Raw genomic sequence first — 20,085 nt, forward strand, 5'->3', positions numbered from 1 at the left:
AATCCTGGTCGTTAAAGTGTTTGTTTGCACTCATATTTTAACTGTTAGGACTCAGGTTTTTTTATTTAAAGCAAACTATGGGACAGCAGTGACGATTAAGTCCCTTTTATGTGCAAGAAAAAAGGTGATTATTTTTTCATTTCTGCCATTTCTTTTTGATATTCGGCTTTAGCCATTTCAAAGCGTTCGACTACATCAGCACTTGGTGCTTTATCCAGCAGGCTGACGATGATAATACTGAGGGTGGCCAGAATAAAGCCCGGAATAATCTCATACAGACCGGTATCACCCATGTAATTTTTCCAGACAATTACAGTCACGGCACCAACCACCATACCCACAATTGCGCCGTTGAGGGTCATTCGTTTCCAGAATAGTGACAAGATAATCAGCGGGCCAAATGCAGCACCAAAACCGGCCCAGGCATAAGCCACCAGACCTAAAACCTTACTGTTCGGATTAATCGCCAGTGAAATGGCAATCAGGGCAATCACCAAGACCATGCCACGACCGACCCAGATCAGTTCTTTCTGTGAGGCATTTTTACGCAGGAAACTCTTATATAAATCTTCGGTCAGGGTGGTAGAGCAGACCAAAAGCTGACAGCTCAAGGTACTCATAATTGCCGCCAAGATAGCGGCCAGAATGATTCCTGCAATCCACGGATTAAACAGAATTTTGGTCAATTCCATAAATACCGTTTCAGGATTTTGCTTCACCACCGAGGCCAATGCGGGATTGACACTGAAGTAGGCAATACCGATATAACCGGCAGCCACTGCACCGCCTAGGCATAGAATCATCCAGGTCATGCCAATGCGGCGTGCAGCAGGAATGGTTTTGACCGAATCCGCTGCCATAAAACGCACCAGAATATGCGGCTGGCCAAAATAACCCAAGCCCCATGCCAGACTGGAAATAATCGCAACGGTGCTTAAACCTTCAAGCATGCTTGAAGCATGTGGGCGAGCCGATTCAAGGATGACACTCACTTGCTGGCTGTTGTCACCCAAGGCCAAGAAGGTAATGATCGGAGTCAGTAATAAGGCAAAAATCATCAAACCGGCCTGGAATGTATCTGTCCAGCTGATCGCCAAAAAGCCACCAATACAGACATAGAGAATCGTCGCCATCGCACCAATCACAAGCGCTGTGGTGTAATCCCAGCCAAACAGGCTTTCAAACAGACGCGCACCCGCGACCATGCCTGAGGCACAATAAATCGCAAAGAACACCAGAATCACCAAGGCAGACAAGACTCGTAAAATGCGTTTACGGTCGGAAAAACGGCTAGTGAAATAATCCGGCAAGGTTAGAGCATTGTTCTGATATTCAGTATGGGCGCGCAGTCGACCTGCCACGAGTAACCAGTTCAGCCATGCACCGATAATCAAACCGATCGCAATCCAGACTTCTGACAGACCAGACAAGTAAATGGCTCCTGGAAGACCCATCAACAGCCAGCCACTCATATCCGATGCGCCCGCCGAAAGTGCAGTGACCACACTGCCCAGACTTCGTCCACCTAGAATATATTCGTCAAAATTGGAGGTGGCACGATAAGCATATAAACCGATTGCAATCATGGCGATAATATAAAACATGAAAGTAATCAGGGTGGGGTTTAAAGAAGTCATAGGCAGGTCATCCTGTAAATATGGAAATCATCGTCCAAGATGATTTTTTGTACTGAGATCGCAAGGAGGTGATTCAAGCATGGTTTAAAAATTACACTCTGTAACAATTATACAGATTTTATGTATGTCTATTGTAAACATCGTGGTAATTCACTGAAATTGAATCAGGAATAACTTGAGCGGATAAAAGGCAATACGACGTCGGATTCAGGGGGGAAGTGGAAATTTTGAATAAATAATTAAAATATTTAAATTTTAGCCAGTTGTTTACACAATATTACAAAATTCACATCCTTAGCGTATTGGTAATAAATCGTAGCAAATCTAGGTTAAAGTCTTCCTATTAGGCGTGTATTTGTTTGCTCATATTAATGTCACACCAAATACGGTGCATCGCCAAGAGTATTTTTTAGTGGACAATATGCTTCAAATCGAACCGACCCGCATTGAACGTGATTTATTGGGGGAAAAACAAATCCCGTTGCATAGCTATTATGGGATTCATACCTTACGTGCCATCGAAAATTTTAAGATTTCTGGATTGGCGGTGGGGCAACAAACGCACTTTATTCGTGCTTTGGCCCAAGTGAAAAAAGCTTCGGCACAAGCCAATCTGCACTTTCAAAAATTGTCCGAGCAGACCAGTACTGCCATTCAGAAAGCTTGTGATGAATTGATTCAGCATCCAGAAGCGTGGCAAGCAGCATTTCCATTTGATCCTTATCAGGGCGGTGCCGGAACCTCCATCAATATGAATGCCAATGAGGTAATTGCCAATATTGCACTTGAAATGTCGGGCCATCAGAAAGGCGATTATCACATTCTGCATCCGAATGATCATGTGAATACCTCGCAATCGACCAATGATGTCTATCCAACGGCTTTGCGTCTGGCGACCTATAGCAGTCTGGATGAATTGTTGAGCGTGCTTAAAGCATTGATTGACTGTATCGACCATAAAGCTGCCGAATTTGAATATGTCATCAAGATGGGACGTACCCAGTTACAAGATGCCGTGCCGATGACCATGGAACAGGAATTCCGGGCATTTGCCACCTTATTAAAAGAAGACCTGAAGCTGATTGGGCAGATGCGACAGTTATTGCTGGAAGTCAATTTAGGCGCCACTGCCATTGGGACCGGGGTGAATACACCACCGGGCTATGCCAAGCGGGTGGTGGAAATCTTGGCGCACCTAACGGGTCTGCCTTTAAAAGGAGCGGCAGATTATGTCGAGGCGACCAGCGATTGTGGCGTCTTTATTATTTTGTCGAGCAGTTTAAAACGTCTGGCAGTGAAATTGTCCAAAATCTGTAATGATTTGCGCTTGCTCAGTTCGGGACCGCGTACAGGGTTAGCTGAAATCCGTTTGCCTGAGTTACAGGCAGGTTCTTCGATCATGCCGGCAAAAATCAATCCGGTAATTCCGGAAGTTGTGAATCAGATTGCCTTCCGGGTGATTGGTAATGATTTAACCATTACTATGGCTGCGGAAGCCGGACAGCTACAATTGAATGTCATGGAACCTGTGATTGCCGTGGCGATGAATGAATCAATTCAGTTATTGACCCAAGGCATGCAAACCCTGAATCAGAAATGTATTGCTGGTATTCAGGCCAATGAACAGATTTGCTTAAGTTCCGTCATGCGCAGTGTCGGGATTGTGACCTTGCTTGAACCGATTCTGGGACATGCCAAATGCGATGAAATCGGCAAACAATGTATGCGGGAAAATAAAACTGTACCGCAAGTGGTGTTGGAGCTGGGCTTATTGAGTGAAGCGCAATTAGAAGAGATTTTTGCATTTGAAAATCTGGTGTCTGAAATCCCTTCAGCAGAGAATCAGCTCGAACAGGTTTCTTAACATACATATACCTATTAAATCGTCTGAAACAGCGAATCGCTGCTATTTTGATAATTTGCCTCAAGTTCAGGATGTGGATTTGAGGCATTTTCATCTAGACTAGAGCCTGAACTATATTTGGCTGGGTAAATGGCAATGTTTGATAAAATCAGTGCATTATTTAAAAGTAATAAACCGACTGCTGCACAGCTATATTTAGAAGAGCAGAATATTCAGTACGTAGAAGGTCCAGGCTATATCGTCGATGGTATTCAACTCAATCAGGAGTGGGGTGCACGATTAGAGTATTTGTCCAATCGCCGTTTAAAACAGTTTGATGATTTAAAAGCGTTATATGATACCGCGATGCTAATCAATGAAAAAATTGATCTGGAAATTGCTCATCAGCGTTTTAATGCGACTTTAGGCAATACCAAAGAAAACCTGCTGCAATTCAAAATGATCCTAAAGAAGTTAAATGATTATTATCGTAACTTTCTGCGCGATCAAAAATAAGCTGCAAAAGTGGCTTAAAATCGAAGTATATGGATGTGGCAAGACTGCATAAAAATAACAAAATATCCTGAGATCATCGTGCTAGTATAAGCCTCAGGTTATTTAGACTTTAAAGCTATATCCATGTTCCAACAAGAAATTTCCCAACTCAATTTACCACAGCTCAAAGCAGGCGAGAAACGTTGGTTAGGCAATCTGCAAGGTTCGTCAACTGCATTATTGCTTAAAGAAATCGTGCAGCAGCAATCGCGTTTATTTATCGTGATTGCACGTAATAATCAGCATTTGGGTCAACTGGAAAGTGAACTGGAATTTTATGGGATTAAACCCACGATTTTTCCAGATTGGGAAATCTTGCCTTATGACCGTCTCTCCCCACATCAGGATATTGTCTCGGAACGTCTGGCAATCTTATCCAATATGCCCAAAACTGGCGTACTGTTGCTGTCCGCCTCAACTTTGGCACAACGTGTGGCGCCGACCTCATGGATTCTGGGTGAGCATTTCGATATTCATGTCGGTCAGAAATTTGATCTGGAACAACAAAAGAAAAAGCTGATTCAGGCAGGTTATCATCTGGTCGATACCGTCTATGATCCGGGTGAATTCGCGGTACGCGGCAGTATCATGGATATCTACGCATCGGGACAGGAAGCACCGATTCGGATTGACCTGTTCGATGATGAAATTGAAAGCCTGAAATTTTTTGATTCCGAAACTCAGCGCACCACGCAAAGTTTGCAGCAGTTTACCGTATTGCCCGCACAGGAATTTCCGCTTAAGGAAGGCCGTGCCACTTTCCGTGACCGTTATGCCGAATTTTTCCCGACCGCGAATCCAAAGAAAAACCCGATCTATCAGGATGTGATGGATGGCATAGTCTCACCGGGAATCGAGTTTTATTTGCCCTTGTTTTTCAGCGCTGAAGCCATGCAAGGTCAAAGTTCGCTAATTTCGTACTTACCTAAGAATGGCATTGTCATTACAGATAAGGCTTTGGACGAAAGTCTGAGCCAGTTTTGGCAAGATGTAGTGCGCCGTTATGAAGATCGTCGCCACAATGTCGACCAACCGATCATGCCGCCTGAAAGCCTGTTTTTTCAGACCAATCAAGTGCTGGAGCAGCTGAACCAGTTTGCACGCATCATTGCCGCACAAACATCTTTTGATCAAAAAGCTGGGGTATTGAATCTTGATACCCAGTTGCCACCGCGTCTGCCCGTAGATCCGAAACGTGAAAAACCGTTTCATGAAGTCAAAAAATATATTGATCAGGCTAATCATCCGGTACTGCTGGTGGCTGAAAGTGCTGGACGCCGTGAAAGTCTTAAAGATGCATTAAGACCAAGTCTGGGTGATATCCCCACGGTTGAAAATTTTGATAGTTTTATTCAATCTCTGTATGCAATTGCCATTACCAATGCGCCTTTAGAGCGTGGTCTGGTATTGACCGATCGTGTCAGCGTAATTTCTGAAAATCAGCTGTATGAACATCGCGTGGTACAGCGCCGTCGCAAACGTCAACAGGAAGTTTCCGAAGAGTTTCTGATCCGAAGTCTAACTGAGCTGACCATGGGCGCGCCTGTGGTGCATATCGATTATGGGGTCGGACGTTATGCTGGTCTGGTCACCTTAAGTATTGATGATCAGGATCACGAATTTTTGCAGCTGGATTATGCGGATGCCGCCAAAGTGTATGTGCCGGTGACCAATCTGCATTTAATCAGCCGGTATAGTGGTGGTGATCCGGATCTGGCACCGTTACATAAGCTCGGTACAGATGCTTGGAATAAAGCCAAACGTAAAGCACTGGAACAGATTCACGATGTCGCGGCCGAATTGCTGCATATTCAGGCACGGCGTTCTTCCAAACCTGGAATCAGTTTTGAAGTCGATCAAAGCCTGTATATGCAATTTTCTAGTGGCTTTGCCTATGAAGAAACACTGGATCAGGCCAATGCGATTGAAGCCACACTGCATGACATGCAGCAGGCCAAGCCGATGGATCGACTGGTGTGTGGTGATGTGGGTTTCGGCAAGACAGAAGTCGCGATGCGTGCCGCATTTGTTGCAGTGCAGAATAATCGGCAGGTGGCGATTCTGGTACCAACCACCTTGCTGGCACAGCAGCATTATGATTCATTCAAAGACCGCTTTGCCGACTGGCCGGTCCGGATTGAAGTGCTGTCACGTTTCGGTTCTTCCAAAGCACATACTAAGACCATTGACGACCTCATTGAAGGTAAAGTCGATATTGTGATTGGTACACATAAGATTTTGCAGGAAAATGTCCAGTTTAAGAATCTCGGTCTGATGATTGTCGATGAAGAGCATCGTTTCGGTGTGCGCGACAAGGAGCGAATCAAGGCCATGCGTGCCGATGTTGATATGCTGACACTGACTGCGACTCCAATTCCACGTACGCTGAATATGGCCTTTAGTGGCATGCGTGATCTGTCGATTATCGCCACACCGCCGGCACGCCGTCTTGCGGTGAAAACCTTTGTGCAGGAACATACCGATGACACCATTAAAGAAGCGATTCTGCGTGAATTGCTGCGCGGTGGTCAGGTTTATTTTCTGCATAATGAAGTTGATACAATCGATCGTGCCGCCGAGCATATCCGTAAACTGGTGCCGGAAGCGCGGGTGATTGTGGCCCACGGACAGATGCGTGAACGTGAACTGGAGCAGGTGATGCAGCAGTTCTATCACAAGGAATACAATGTTCTGGTATGTTCGACCATTATTGAAACCGGGATTGATGTTCCGAATGCCAACACCATTCTGATTGAACGTGCCGACAAACTGGGCCTGGCGCAATTACATCAGCTACGCGGACGTGTAGGGCGCTCACATCATCAGGCTTATGCATATTTGATGGTACCGTCATTAAAAGCCTTAAAAGGTGATGCAGAAAAACGTCTGGATGCCATTCAGCGTGCTTCAACTTTGGGTGCCGGTTTTATGCTGGCAACTGAAGATCTGGAAATTCGCGGCGCAGGTGAGTTACTCGGTGAACAGCAGAGTGGTTCGATGCAGGCGATTGGTTATAGCCTGTATATGGAAATGCTGGAAAAAGCCACCAAAGCCATTCAAAAAGGTAAAACGCCAAACTTCGACGCACCATTGTCATTGACTGCCGAAATTACCCTGCATATGCCAGCACTGATTCCGGATGAATATCTGGGTGATGTGCATCAACGTCTGTTGTTCTATAAACGCATCAGTAATACCGATACCCAGGAAAAGCTGGATAATATCCGGATGGAATTGATTGATCGTTTTGGTATACCGCCGCAACCGGTCAAACAGCTCTTTGCTGTACATCAGATTCGATTGAAAGCCGAGCAGCTTGGTATTACTAAAATTGATATCAGCAGTCAGGGTGGGCATATTGAATTTGCACCGGATACTCCGGTTCAAGCCATGACGATTATCCAGATGATGCAGAAACATCCGACCTATTTCCGGATGGATGGCGGTCAACGTCTAAAAGTCATGGTCATGCTGGAAGACTATCAAAAGCGGATTCAGTTTATACAGGATTTACTGGACAGTCTGCTTAAAGAATTGCACTGATTTTATTCGATTAAATCAGCCTGAAAATTCAGTTTGGGTTTCATTTTCCAATGAAGTTTGCAGGAACAACAGGCTTGATTTTTTAATGAATTGTTTACAGTAATTGTTGTGATGTGCTTCGCAACAAATCATGAGAATTTGTCTTTAAACACATTGCTTTCAATATTCAGCTTCAGTTGGATATGTTAGTATTAGCCATCATTCTAATTTTGCATCATTTATAAAGATATGTTTAGTTTGCATCCACAACTTGCTCAAGATACGTTTTTTGTAGGCGACTTTCCTTTGTCAACATGTCGTTTGATGAATGATATGCAATTTCCCTGGCTCATTCTGATTCCACGTGTGCCGGGTGTCTCTGAATTATATGAATTGAGTCAAGCTGACCAAGAGCAGTTTTTAAGAGAGTCAAGCTGGTTATCAAGCCAGCTGGCACGTGTTTTCCGTGCAGATAAAATGAATGTAGCAGCGCTGGGTAATATGGTGCCGCAATTGCATTTTCATCATGTGGTTCGTTATCAGAACGACGTTGCATGGCCGAAGCCTGTTTGGGGTACACCTGCTGTTCCTTATAGCAGTGAAGTATTGGCACATATGCGTCAAACATTAATGCTGGCTTTACGTGGCCAGGGCGATATGCCATTTGACTGGCGCATGGACTAATCAGCCAAGGCATTCCGAGAACCATGAACAGTTGCGGACTTCAGGGAGTGAGTGAGTGCAATTAGACGACTGGATTCAAAAAGAACCCCATCAGTTCGAATATTTCCATCGCATGATGGGATATATCATGCTGTCTCTGGTTCTGGTCGTCTTTCATTACAATGAACCAGATACCCAGTATCAGCTTTTTGTTCCATTTTTTCTGTTTCTGGTTTTACTGATCACTCCCAAGCTATCTCGCTGGCTGATCTATCGTCATGATTATCACATCCGGCGTAATATTCTTTTCCTGATTGATGTCATTGTCATTTCGGTGGTTTTGGCGGCCGTGCATCTGGACTTGGTCTTGTCCTTGCTGGGTCTGGTCGCAGTGCTCTATACCGCGATCAGCAATAAAATTTCATTTATGATGGCATCTCTAGCCAGCCTGATCGGGATTACGCTTTTTTATCTGGCCAATATTCTGGTCTTTGGTTTTAATAATTATTTCCAACCGACCAGCAGTGAGTTGACCGTTTTAGGCTTTATCTGTCTGATTACCTATTTTGGTGTCGGAAGTTTTTATCAAAGTGGTCGTGTGCAATACATGACCCAGAAAAAAGACCATTATTTCGAACAGATGAACCGTTATATGGAATTTGCCAATCAGCTGAGTCGCTATGCGCCCGTGCAGTTATGGCAATCCATTATGAAAGGTGAATCTGAAGCCAAAATTGAATATAAACGTAAAAAGTTGACGATCTTTTTCTCTGATATTCAAGGCTTTACAGAGCTATCTGAAACTCTGATTCCAGATGATTTAGCATTCCTGTTGAATGACTATCTTCGGCATATGACCGAAATCGCTAAAAATTATGAAGCGACTGTCGATAAATTCATGGGTGATGCCATCCTGATTTTCTTTGGTGATCCGAACTCCGAAGGTGTGGAACAGGATGCTAAGAACTGTATGGAAATGGCATTGGCGATGCGTCAGCAAATGAAATTGCTGCGGGAACGCTGGATTAAAATGGGTTATCCGCCACTGCATATCCGCATGGGGATTTCAACCGGTTATTGCCACGTAGGGAATTATGGGGCTACGCATCGTATGGCTTATACCATTGTAGGACGTGATGCCAATCTGGCAGCGCGTTTGCAAAGTGCAGCGGAAGTCGATGAAATCCTGATTTCGGAAGATACTCATAATCTGATCAAAGATGATTATCTTTGTGCACCGAAAAAGCCGATTTTCCTGAAAGGCATTAAAGCACCTGTAAGAACCTGGCAGGTCATGGAAAAATATGCGTCTCAGAAAGTCGAGTATCAGCGCTGGTTCGATTATGAATATAAGGGCTTTCATTTATTGCTGAATCTGGATGAAGTGCAAAACTTTGAATATCCTGAGCTGATTCATGTACTAGAAAAAATGATTAAACGCATTGAAACTCAGCAGAAAATGACCAATTCACAAGGTATTGTCAAATTGAAGCTTGAAGATGAAGTGATTGAACATATTTAGAACTTATCTAAATTAACTCAAGCCAAATAAAAAACATTTGATTAAAACTGCTTATATTCAAATAGCAAAAACCACGCCTGAGCGTGGTTTTTTATTTAACTATGAAACGAAAATCTTAGTGATTTTCTGAAGCATGGTTAATGGTGTATTTCGGAATTTCAATTTCCAGATCTTCATCGTCCAGTTTAACCTGACAAGAAAGACGTGAATCAGGTTCTAGACCCCAAGCACGATCGAGTAAGTCAGCTTCAACATCATCCATTTCTTCCAGACTGTCAAAACCTTTGCGTACCACTACATGGCAGGTGGTACACGCTGCTGACATATCGCAGGCATGTTCGATTTTAATGCCATTTTTCAGTAAGCTTTCGCAAAGATTGGCATTTTGTTCGACTTCAAACTCAGCACCTTCGGGGCAAATCTGCGCATGTGGAAGAACTTTAATACGTGGCATAGTCGTTACCTTAAATTAGTTTGAGTTTGACCAGTCGTCGAGTTTAGTGCCCTTAAGAGCTGCATCAATATGTTGATTCATACGTGCTGCTGCAAAAGCATCACTATGTATTTTAAGCTGTTCAACGGCAGATTCAATCGCTTTGATATCTGAACCCTGAAGCTGAGTTTCAAGTTGTGCTTGCGCAGTTTGCAATGCTGCAAGCTGTTCCTCAGTCAAAAGACCGGCATCCGCTTTGAGTGCCTGAACCAGTGCTTCCAGTTCACGCTGTGCTTCAACTTTGGTTTCATTCAAATGACGAAGATTTTTATCTTCTTCAGCGAACTTATAACCCTCTAGCAACAGGCGTTCAGTATCTTCACCCGACAAACCATAAGATGGCTTGATATCGATTTGAGCCGTCACACCAGAAGTGGTTTCTTTCGCAGATACAGTCAGCAAGCCATCAGCATCGACCTGGAACGTTACTTCAATACGTGCCTGACCGGCAGTCATTGGCGGAATGCCATGCAGCACAAATCGGCCCAAGCTACGACAATGTTCAACCAGATCACGTTCGCCTTGCACCACATGAATCAACATGGCAGTCTGACCATCTTGATAAGTGGTAAATTCCTGACGACGAGCCACCGGAATTGCAGTATTACGCGAAATTAATCGTTCAACCAGTCCGCCCATGGTTTCAAGACCAAGAGACAGAGGCGTCACGTCTAATAGTAATGAGCCATCAGTTGAGTTGCCAATCAATTGGTTCGCAGTAATTGATGCGCCAATCGCAACCACTTCATCCGGGTTAATGGTGCAAAGCGGTTCTTGGTTGAACACTTCACGCACGGCTTTTTGTACCGCATAAGAACGAGTTGAGCCGCCGACTAAAACAACATTCTGAATGTCATCCAGTTCAAGCTTGGCATCATGCATCACACGCTTACATACGCTGATGGTCTTATCCAAAGCGACTTTAATGATCTCTTCAAATGTCGGACGATCAAGCGTCAATACCTGATCAAGCAATTTGAGTTGAACTGAATCTGCATCCGACAAAGCTTCTTTGGCTTTACGTGCCGCAACCACAAAATGTGCATATTCTGCATCATTCAAAGTGTCAATATTCAGTTGTTTTTTGGCCCATTTCAGGATCAACCGATCTAGGTCATCACCACCGAGAGCAGTGTGGCCACCGGTTGCCAGAACTTCAAACACACCTTGACTAAAACGCAGAATCGAAACGTCAAAGGTACCGCCACCCAAGTCATAAATCACATAGTTGCGATCTGTACTCAGATTACTTTCCTGATCAAGACCATAAGCTACAGCAGCAGCGGTTGGCTCATTCAACAAACGTAAAACATTCAAGCCGGCAAGCTGGGCAGCATCACGGGTTGCCTGACGCTGTGCTTCATCGAAGTACGCCGGAACAGTAATCACTGCACCATTAACCGGATTTTGCAGACTGGCTTCAGCGCGGTCTTTCAACTGCTTTAAAATTTCTGCAGAAATCTCAACCGGAGTCTTACGGCCTTGCGCAGTTTCAAAAGCTGGCATTTCATTGGCTTCACCGACCAAGGCATAAGGGTGCTGGAATTTGATGTCAGCTTTCGAGCGACCCATAAAACGTTTTACAGAAACGATGGTGTTTTTAGGGTCAGTAGTAATGAAAGGCGCAGCTTCATTGCCGTATTGAGTTTGTTGTTCTGCATAATGCACGATAGAAGGAAGTAGCACACGACCTTGTTCGTCATTAAGTACTTTGGCTTTACCTGAAAGAACCGTGGCAACCAAAGAGTGGGTGGTGCCTAAATCGATACCAATCGCAATGCGGTGTTCATGTGGTGCACTTGATTGACCTGGTTCTGCAATTTGCAAGAGAGCCATAGTGTTACATCCTTTGCACGTTAAATATTAAATACTAAAAATTAGAAATCATCATCAAGATCAAAGCTGTCATCGTCCAGGAAGCGGTCTTCCGCTTTGTCGATATCGGCCATGACTTTAACGAAGAAGCGTAGTTTGCGCACTGTATCGCGTGCTTCGGCCCAGTCTTCATCCGCATAATCAATTTTGAACTCGCGAACTAAGCCTTCAATCCATTGCTGGACTTCGACTTTCAGTGAAGTTAAATCTTCAGCAGAAGTTGCATCGTCAAGTTGTTCACGAATTTCCAGAGCGTCCTGCAAGAATTCAAAATCACTGATCGACTGATCTAAGTGATAGTCCTGTTTCTTGAGAGACAATAAATACGCTGCACGGCTATCGACCGCTGACAAGACTTTAAATGCCTGATTGATATCACTTGATTTAATCAGAGCCTGATCTTTGTCTTCAGCTTTATCTGGGTGATATTGTTGCTGCAACTTTAAAAATTCAGTCTTTAAAGCCGCCAAATCAATATCGAGTGCTACAGGAAGGTTGAACAACTCAAAATGATTCATGGGAGATGGGATCCGCGATTAATGTGCAAAAATAACTGTATAAATGCAATTAAAACAGTGTGAAACACACTGTTTTAATGTCAAAAGAGAATAACTGCCGGGTTTATACAGTGAAGGATTCACCACAACCGCATTCGCCTTTTTTGTTGGGGTTGTTAAATTCGAAGCCTTCGTTCAAGCCGTTTTTAACATAGTCCATCTCCATACCTTCAAGATAAACCAGACTTTTCGGGTCAACGAATACTTTAACCCCAAACTGTTCAAAGGCTTGGTCATGTGCATCGACTTCATCGACGAACTCGAGCACATAGGCCAGACCAGAACAGCCTGAAGTTTTCACACCAACGCGAATGCCTTCACCCTTACCGCGATTTTTTAAATAATTGCTGATATGAGTTGCAGCATTTTCAGTTAAATGGATCATGAAAACTCCGTTAAAATTTCAAAACGTGGAACAATTAAGCTTTAACTTTCTTGCTACGGTAGTCTTCTACAGCTGCTTTGATTGCATCTTCAGCAAGAACAGAACAGTGTACTTTTACTGGTGGAAGTGCAAGTTCAGTTGCAATATCAATGTTCTTGATTGCTTGAGCTTGATCCAAAGTTTTACCTTTGAGCCATTCGGTCACAAGTGAACTTGATGCAATGGCAGAACCACAACCATAAGTTTTGAAACGTGCTTCTTCAATCACGCCTTCGTCGTTTACCTGAATCTGTAAACGCATCACGTCACCACATGCTGGCGCACCAACCATACCAGTACCAACGTTTTCAGCATTTTTATCTAAAACGCCAACATTACGAGGGTTTTCGTAATGATCAATTACTTTTTCGCTATAAGCCATGTTGCTTCTCCAAACCTCGGGGTCAGCCTTAGTATTAAATATGGGGGTAAAAAAACTTTTCTCAATGAGATAGCAACGGATTTGTCACTATCTCAGAATGAAAATTAGTGCTCAGCCCACTCAACTTTAGAAAGGTCAATACCTTCCTTATACATATCCCAAAGCGGAGAAAGTTCACGTAACTTCTCAACAGCAGCTTTAGTGATATTCAATACGTGATCGATATCTTCTTCAGTGGTGTATTTACCGAAGCTGAAGCGGATCGAACTGTGTGCAAGTTCGTCTGAAAGACCCAATGCACGAAGTACATAAGATGGTTCAAGTGTTGCAGATGTACATGCCGAACCTGAAGATACCGCAGCATCTTTCAATGCCATCATCAATGATTCGCCTTCAACGAAGTTGAAGCTAATATTCAGGTAGTTCGCTACGTTTTGTGTTGGATGGCCGTTCAGGAACACTTGTTCAAGACCTTGTAAACCATTCCACAGCTTGTCGCGAAGTACACGTAAACGAGTCTGTTCAGCTTCCAGGTTTTTGCCTGCAAGTTCAAAGGCTTCACCCATACCTACAATCTGGTGAGTCGCAAGGGTACCTGAACGCATACCGCGTTCATGACCGCCACCGTGCATTTCAGCTTTAAGGCGTACACGTGGGCTACGACGTACAAACAGTGCGCCAATACCTTTAGGGCCATAGATCTTGTGCGCAGAGAAGCTCATCAAGTCTACTTTTAAAGTTGAAAGATCAATTTCAACTTTACCTGCCGCCTGAGCTGCATCGACATGGAAGAAAATCTTGTTAGCACGAGTGATTTCACCAATCGCTGCAATATCAGTCACAGTACCGATTTCATTGTTTACCATCATCAGGGAAACAAGAATCGTGTCTGGACGAATCGCTGCCTGTACCATTTCTGGGGTAATTAGACCGGTTTGAGGTTGAGGCTCAATATAGGTAATTTCAAAACCTTCAGACTCAAGCTCACGACAGGTATCTAAAACTGCCTTATGTTCGATTTTAGAGGTAACGATATGTTTACCTTTAGATGCATAGAAATGAGCCACACCTTTAAGCGCAAGGTTGTCTGACTCGGTTGCACCTGAAGTCCATACGATTTCACGTGGATCAGCTTTGATTAAATTCGCAACTTGCTCACGTGCATATTCAACTTTTTCTTCTGCTTGCCAACCATACGCGTGTGAACGAGATGCCGCATTACCAAAGGTACCATCGAATGTTAAGCATTCCATCATACGTTCAGCAACCTGAGGATCTACAGGAGTTGTAGCTGCATAATCAAGATAAATCGGACGTTTCATGTCAAATACCTGTAACCGATAAAAGGGCTGAATCTAAAGGTGCTGATTTTTGGCGTAATGACACAGTCTGGACGTTGTCACGTGCAACCAGATCAGCAAGCGAGATTTTTTCTAAATAATCGGCAATGTGATGGGAGAGTTCCTGCCATAAATCATGAGTCAAGCACATCGCGCCATTCTGGCAATTGCCTTTATGGTCACAGCGAGTCGCATCAACTGTTTCGTTTACAGCTTCAATAATTGCTAACACAGTAATTTCATCTGCATTACGTGCTAAATGGTAACCACCATTTGCGCCACGAACACTAGAAACTAAACCATGACGCTTGAGCTTCGCAAATAACTGCTCAAGATAAGCAACAGAAATAGTTTGACGTGCTGCAATTTCAGCGAGCGTTATCGTTTTTTCAGAAGGCTGCAAAGCTAGATCAAGTAGAGCAGTCACAGCGTAGCGACCGCGAGTGGTTAGGCGCATGATTCGATACACATAGTTAGACTAGATGTGTAGATTTTATGAATCCCGACTAAATTAGTCAAGTTATTTTTAGTAGACCTTAGTGGGATTTAATTTTTGGAGAATGAAAGATTTACATGCTCAGCCAATTATACACTAATAACATAATCAAAAGTACGCTGCTCAGGCCAAAAATGATATTAATATGCTTTTGACGGCGTTCGATCCGTTTCAGGCGGTTTTTATACTGTTTGACTTCCACTTGCAGGGTATTGATCTTGGAGCGCTGTTCTTCAATTTTCTTTAAAAGCGGTGCAATACGCTTTTTAGAAGCAATAATTTCCGCTTCATCCGTCGGCGCATCAGACAGCCAGTGTTTCCAGTCGGCTAGTACTTTTGGCAAGCTGAATACGGTTAACAGATCACGAAACTCATCTTTTAAAACCTGATTGCCATCAATGCGCATGCTGCGAATGCTACGACGATTGCCAAAAATGAAAATTTTAATCAGATCGGGAAGTGTAGTGCGCACATCCAGGTCGACAATGCGGTCCGGTGCTTTGTGGTCAAATAATAGTCCATTGGGGGTGAATTGCACATAAAAGTCGAAATATGGAATATAGCTATTGATTTTAATCGAGATGTTTTCATCTACAAACTTTTTGGCCTGTAATGCAACGACACGATCATGCTTGAGAATGAAAGTAAATATTGTCTCTAAAACAATTAACGTCATCGTAAGCAACAAATGCGGTTGATTTTGACTTTGTTGCGATTCGCTCATATACAACCAATCCTTACCTGAAATATAAAGTGAAAAAGCTTCCTGCTTGTGAAGAGATTTCAGGGTTAAATCAAATTAGACTTGAAATAAATTGCTTTGTAGAACAGTTTATCAAATCTATCAAGTACTAAATTTGCTATTATGCAGTGGTTTTGTAGAATAATTTATAATAATTGCGCAGAAAACAAACAGGAGCCGTGCACATGGATAAGTCAAAAACAGCACAAGACTCAGCTGAAGCTTCGAATGAGAAAATGCTGAAACCCAAGTCTAAATCTGCCTCGGAGCGCAAATCGGTTCTTGATTTTCGTAAATACACCAAACAGATCTGGTTGGCTGGACTCGGGGCATTTTCACGTGCAGAAGAAGAAGGCAATAAACTGTTTGACTCGCTGGTCAAGGTCGGGGAAGAACTTGAATCTAAAACTGCAGATATTGCCGATCAAACTGTAGAGAAGGTTTCAGAAAAAGCCAAAGAGTCGGTCACAGACACCAAAGACAAAGTGGAAAAATTAATCGACAACTCTATTCATCACTCATTGAATCGTATAGGATTAGTCACACTGAAGGATGTACAGTATTTGGAACGTTTAATTCTCCAGTTGCATGCCAAGGTTGATCAGTTGACTGCGGAACAAGAAAAAATGAAAGAAGAATTGTCGAAAAAACTTAAATAAAATGACTTTATTTATTATTCAATGTTTTTTTCGCATATTTTTTGAAAAAAAAGAGGTTCTTAAGTATTGCGTTTATACCTAAAGCATTGCTATAAAGGCGTTATGGCATGTTAAACCAATTCTTGAACCTTAAATAAACGATATTAAGAGGACGTAATCTTCATGAATAAATCAGAATTAATTGATGCAATTGCAGAAAAAGGGGGATTATCTAAGGCTGACGCAGGTAAAGCTTTAGATGCTACAATTGCTTCTGTTACTGAAGCTTTAAAATCGGGTGATACAGTAACTTTAGTGGGTTTTGGTACTTTCGGTGTGAAAGAACGCGCTGCACGTACTGGCCGTAACCCACAAACTGGTGCTACTCTTGAGATCAAAGCAAGCAAAGTACCTAGCTTCAAAGCAGGTAAAGGCTTAAAAGACGCTGTAGCTTAAGCTTACCCAGCGACGAAACGCGCCTTCTTTGGCGCGTTTTTTATTGATAAATTTAATTGTGATGATTAACACATTCATTCAATGGGTATTTTCGGTTAAAATCCTTTGCAAATAAAATATTGGAATACTTATGGAAGCTTTTCGTAAAGTTATTAAGGGTTGGTTGGGCAAAGTCTTGCTCGTTCTGTTTTTGACCCCGTTAGCACTTGTAGGTATTGAAGGATATTTTAGCAGCGGAAACTCTGATGCGGCAAAATCAGTGAACGGGACTGAAATATCTCAAAAAGAATTAGAGTCACTGACCAAATCATTTAAAGAACAATATCTCAGTTATGCCAATGGGGATGAAACTTTACTGAATCAAAGCTTCATTGACCAAAAAGCCATGGAGACGCTGGTTGCACGTACTTTATTGCTGCAACAGACTGAAGAATTAGGGATCAGTCTCAGTGACCAGCAAATTGAACAGATGATTGCTCAGCAGCCTACTTTTCAGCAAGATGGCAAGTTCTCGAATGCTTTATATGAAAATTATCTAAAATCAATTGGCATGACCAATCGCGCTTTGATTGAAAGTTTACGTAAAGATCATGCGCTGAAAATGCTGTCATCAACTTTCCTGGATTATCCACTAGTGAGCCCAGTCGAAATGCAGCAGATTGCCGATTTACAAACTGAACAACGTCATATTCATATTTCCAGCATTAATCTGGACAGCTATAAAAAAGATGTCAAAGTGACGGATGCAGATATTGCTGCTTATTATGAAAAACACAAAACGCTATTTAAACAGCCGACCAGTGTGGATGTCGACTATGTGGTGTTAAAGCCAAGCGATATTCAGGTGCAGAGTTTAGCGGTTACAGATGCTGAGCTTCAGGAAGCATACACGGCTTTTGTCGCGACACAAAAACAGGCAGTTAAACCAGATGTGAAGCATATTTTAATTACGGCGGACAGTCGTAGTGATGCTGAAGCAAAAAAACTGGCGACCGATATTGCAGCCAAAATTAAAGCCGGTACTACTTTTGCTCAGGCAGCAGCACAATATTCTGAAGATCCTGAATCTAACTCTAAGGGTGGTGCACTTGCCGTTTATGAAGAAGGTGTATTTGGTACTGCATTTGACCAGACCGTTAGTTCTTTAAAATCGGGTCAGGTGTCTGCACCGGTGAAAACAGATTATGGATACCACATTATTTCTGTGCAAACGTCAGATGTTGCGGTTCCTTCTTTTGAGTCACAAAAAGCACGTTTGTCTGAAGAAGCCTTGGCTGCTAAAAAATCCAATGCATTCTCTGATACGGTCAATACGCTAAATGATATGGTGGTAGGAAGTGATTCTCTGGATGTGGTTACAGAAGAGGTGAAAGGTGTGCAAGTCCAGAAAGCCCAAGGAGTAACACTTTCGACTCGTGATCCAGTGCTGAGCGATGCTAACCTCAAAGTCAAATTGTTTAATGATGATGTTAAAAATGGTGATCGTAATGCATCATCAAGCATTCAGTTGGCCAATGGTGATGTAGCCTGGATCAAGGTGCGTAATTATCATGCAGCTGGCGAACAAACATTGGTAGAAGCAAAACCGCGTGTTAAGGCTCAGTTGATCGAAGACAAAGCAGCTGCTTTGGCAAAAGCAAAAATTCAGAAAGCTTTGGATGAGTTCAAAACCAAACCGACTGCAGCAGTGGCGAAAGGTGATTTGATCTTTGAAGATGCTGGTGTTTACACACGTGCTGAAGGTTTACTAAAACGTGATGTACAGCGTGCGGCCTTTAGTCTTCCGACACCAAAAGCAGGCCATTGGTCAGTAACAACAGCGAAAATGCCAAATGAGCTGGTTGTGGTTGCGGTATCAGAAGTAAAGAAAAATCCGGTGGATGTATTGAGTGCAGAACAACGCAGTGAGTTGGTGAAGTTATATCAACAACTTCGTGGTCAGCAAGAATTTGATGACTATACGCGTTACCTGAAATCTCAAGCAAAAATCAAATAAAATTGTTGTATAAAAAAACCAGCCTGCGGGCTGGTTTTTTGTTTTCTAGGCAAATAATGGTTTAAGCACGAATAATCAGTTGATAACCGGTATATTTGCGCATATTAATCACGCCAGTATCCAGAATTAAATACTGGCCCTTGATGCCTTGTAATTTGCCACGAATCACAGGAGTTTTATCCAGATTATGCGATTTAATCTTTTCCGGATATTGTTCTACCGGATAAATAAACTCTCGTGCGAATTCATCTTCCAATACTTCAATATTTTCATTAAATTCTAGATTCTGATTAAATTCTTCGCGAATGCTTTGAATTTTAGGCGCAAATTCTTCCAGCAGTTGTTCACGCACTTCAATCAGGTTCAATGGTTCTGCTTCACCTTTCAGTAGCTTGCGCCAGTCAGTTTTATCAGCAACCTGCGTACCAAACATGACCTCAAGCTTTCCGGAAAGACGACGTGAGCCCACTTTCATAATCGGCAGGGCTTGGGTCGCACCCTGATCAAGCCAGCGAGTCGGCATTTGGCTGGTACGGGTAATTCCGACCTTTAAAGCACTAGAATTGGCCAAATAGACAATATGTGGCTGAAAGCAGACATTCTGTGCAAACTCATCTTCGCGGCAAGTGCCTAAATGATAATGGCATGTCTCTGGCTTCATGATGCACATATCACATGAAGCATTGGTTTTAAAACATTTAAAACAGTGACCTTGCGAAAATGATTTGGAAGTTTTGTTGCCACAGGACACGCAGTAAATATTACTGGTCCATTCAATCTCGATTTCTTGGCCTAAATTAAACGGAAGATCAATTTCTGCACGATCTAAAATTAATTTATATTCAACATTTGCCCGCTGTATCTGTTGATCAGTTACACTAAGGTCCTTGAGGCCGACGTGCATTTTATGACAAATGCCCTGAAGTTCCATAAAAATTACTCAC

Annotated in this window: 18 protein-coding genes; 8 read left to right on the forward strand and 10 right to left on the reverse strand. The window is 42.9% G+C overall.

What is annotated here, in order from left to right:
• Positions 1–128: 128 nt before the first annotated feature.
• The gene (gene putP, locus NI469_RS11625; protein ID WP_253175222.1) at positions 129–1,637 is read right to left on the reverse strand and encodes a sodium/proline symporter PutP; all 1,509 of its coding nucleotides are present in this window, start codon (positions 1,635–1,637) and stop codon (positions 129–131) included.
• 421 nt (positions 1,638–2,058) lie between these two features.
• Here putP and aspA point away from each other — a divergent pair, with 421 nt between their 5' ends.
• The 5 genes from aspA (at position 2,059) to NI469_RS11650 (ending at position 9,742) form a co-directional block, all read left to right on the forward strand.
• A complete protein-coding gene (gene aspA / locus NI469_RS11630) occupies positions 2,059–3,501 on the forward strand; it encodes an aspartate ammonia-lyase (protein ID WP_253175240.1) in 1,443 nt (480 codons plus the stop codon).
• Positions 3,502–3,630: 129 nt separating this feature from the next.
• On the forward strand, positions 3,631–3,996 hold the full coding sequence (locus tag NI469_RS11635) for a hypothetical protein (RefSeq protein WP_253175223.1): 366 nt from the start codon (positions 3,631–3,633) through the stop codon (positions 3,994–3,996).
• A gap of 123 nt (positions 3,997–4,119) precedes the next feature.
• Positions 4,120–7,578: a transcription-repair coupling factor gene (gene mfd / locus NI469_RS11640; RefSeq protein ID WP_253148169.1), complete on the forward strand. Its 3,459-nt coding sequence runs from the start codon at positions 4,120–4,122 to the stop codon at positions 7,576–7,578.
• A gap of 228 nt (positions 7,579–7,806) precedes the next feature.
• Positions 7,807–8,241 carry an HIT domain-containing protein gene (locus NI469_RS11645; RefSeq protein WP_004646760.1) on the forward strand — a complete coding sequence of 145 codons (435 nt, stop codon included), beginning with the start codon at positions 7,807–7,809 and terminating at the stop codon, positions 8,239–8,241.
• Positions 8,242–8,296: 55 nt separating this feature from the next.
• The gene (locus NI469_RS11650) at positions 8,297–9,742 is read left to right on the forward strand and encodes an adenylate/guanylate cyclase domain-containing protein (protein ID WP_253175225.1); all 1,446 of its coding nucleotides are present in this window, start codon (positions 8,297–8,299) and stop codon (positions 9,740–9,742) included.
• Between the two features lie 115 nt (positions 9,743–9,857).
• Here the strand turns inward: NI469_RS11650 and fdx are convergent, their stop codons facing one another.
• From fdx to NI469_RS11690, 8 genes are all read right to left on the reverse strand, one after another.
• A complete protein-coding gene (fdx, locus tag NI469_RS11655; RefSeq protein WP_004279821.1) occupies positions 9,858–10,196 on the reverse strand; it encodes an ISC system 2Fe-2S type ferredoxin in 339 nt (112 codons plus the stop codon).
• Positions 10,197–10,211: 15 nt separating this feature from the next.
• On the reverse strand, positions 10,212–12,071 hold the full coding sequence (gene hscA, locus NI469_RS11660; protein WP_253175227.1) for a Fe-S protein assembly chaperone HscA: 1,860 nt from the start codon (positions 12,069–12,071) through the stop codon (positions 10,212–10,214).
• Between the two features lie 41 nt (positions 12,072–12,112).
• Entirely contained in the window at positions 12,113–12,628 is a 516-nt protein-coding gene (gene hscB / locus NI469_RS11665; protein WP_071851030.1) for a Fe-S protein assembly co-chaperone HscB, read from the reverse strand.
• 103 nt (positions 12,629–12,731) lie between these two features.
• A complete protein-coding gene (gene iscA, locus NI469_RS11670; protein ID WP_005107159.1) occupies positions 12,732–13,052 on the reverse strand; it encodes an iron-sulfur cluster assembly protein IscA in 321 nt (106 codons plus the stop codon).
• A gap of 34 nt (positions 13,053–13,086) precedes the next feature.
• Entirely contained in the window at positions 13,087–13,473 is a 387-nt protein-coding gene (gene iscU, locus NI469_RS11675; protein WP_004279815.1) for a Fe-S cluster assembly scaffold IscU, read from the reverse strand.
• Positions 13,474–13,577: 104 nt separating this feature from the next.
• The gene (locus NI469_RS11680; RefSeq protein ID WP_044110077.1) at positions 13,578–14,795 is read right to left on the reverse strand and encodes an IscS subfamily cysteine desulfurase; all 1,218 of its coding nucleotides are present in this window, start codon (positions 14,793–14,795) and stop codon (positions 13,578–13,580) included.
• Between the two features lies 1 nt (position 14,796).
• The gene (locus tag NI469_RS11685) at positions 14,797–15,270 is read right to left on the reverse strand and encodes an Rrf2 family transcriptional regulator (RefSeq protein ID WP_004279811.1); all 474 of its coding nucleotides are present in this window, start codon (positions 15,268–15,270) and stop codon (positions 14,797–14,799) included.
• A 112-nt stretch (positions 15,271–15,382) separates the two neighbouring features.
• On the reverse strand, positions 15,383–16,033 hold the full coding sequence (locus NI469_RS11690) for a hypothetical protein (protein ID WP_044110075.1): 651 nt from the start codon (positions 16,031–16,033) through the stop codon (positions 15,383–15,385).
• A gap of 203 nt (positions 16,034–16,236) precedes the next feature.
• Between NI469_RS11690 and NI469_RS11695 the strand changes: the two genes are divergently transcribed.
• From NI469_RS11695 to NI469_RS11705, 3 genes are all read left to right on the forward strand, one after another.
• A complete protein-coding gene (locus NI469_RS11695; protein ID WP_253175229.1) occupies positions 16,237–16,710 on the forward strand; it encodes a phasin family protein in 474 nt (157 codons plus the stop codon).
• Between the two features lie 162 nt (positions 16,711–16,872).
• Positions 16,873–17,145 (forward strand): HU family DNA-binding protein, encoded by a 273-nt coding sequence (locus NI469_RS11700; RefSeq protein WP_004279807.1) that lies wholly within the window; start codon positions 16,873–16,875, stop codon positions 17,143–17,145.
• A 130-nt stretch (positions 17,146–17,275) separates the two neighbouring features.
• Positions 17,276–19,141, forward strand: coding sequence for a SurA N-terminal domain-containing protein (locus NI469_RS11705; protein ID WP_253147135.1), 1,866 nt, complete (start codon positions 17,276–17,278; stop codon positions 19,139–19,141).
• A 61-nt stretch (positions 19,142–19,202) separates the two neighbouring features.
• Here NI469_RS11705 and NI469_RS11710 read toward each other — a convergent pair whose 3' ends face one another.
• Entirely contained in the window at positions 19,203–20,072 is an 870-nt protein-coding gene (locus NI469_RS11710; protein ID WP_180038709.1) for a DUF2797 domain-containing protein, read from the reverse strand.
• Between the last annotated feature and the right edge of the window lie 13 nt (positions 20,073–20,085).

The sequence above is a fragment of the Acinetobacter lwoffii genome (assembly GCF_024129735.1).
Lineage (GTDB): Bacteria > Pseudomonadota > Gammaproteobacteria > Pseudomonadales > Moraxellaceae > Acinetobacter > Acinetobacter lwoffii_H.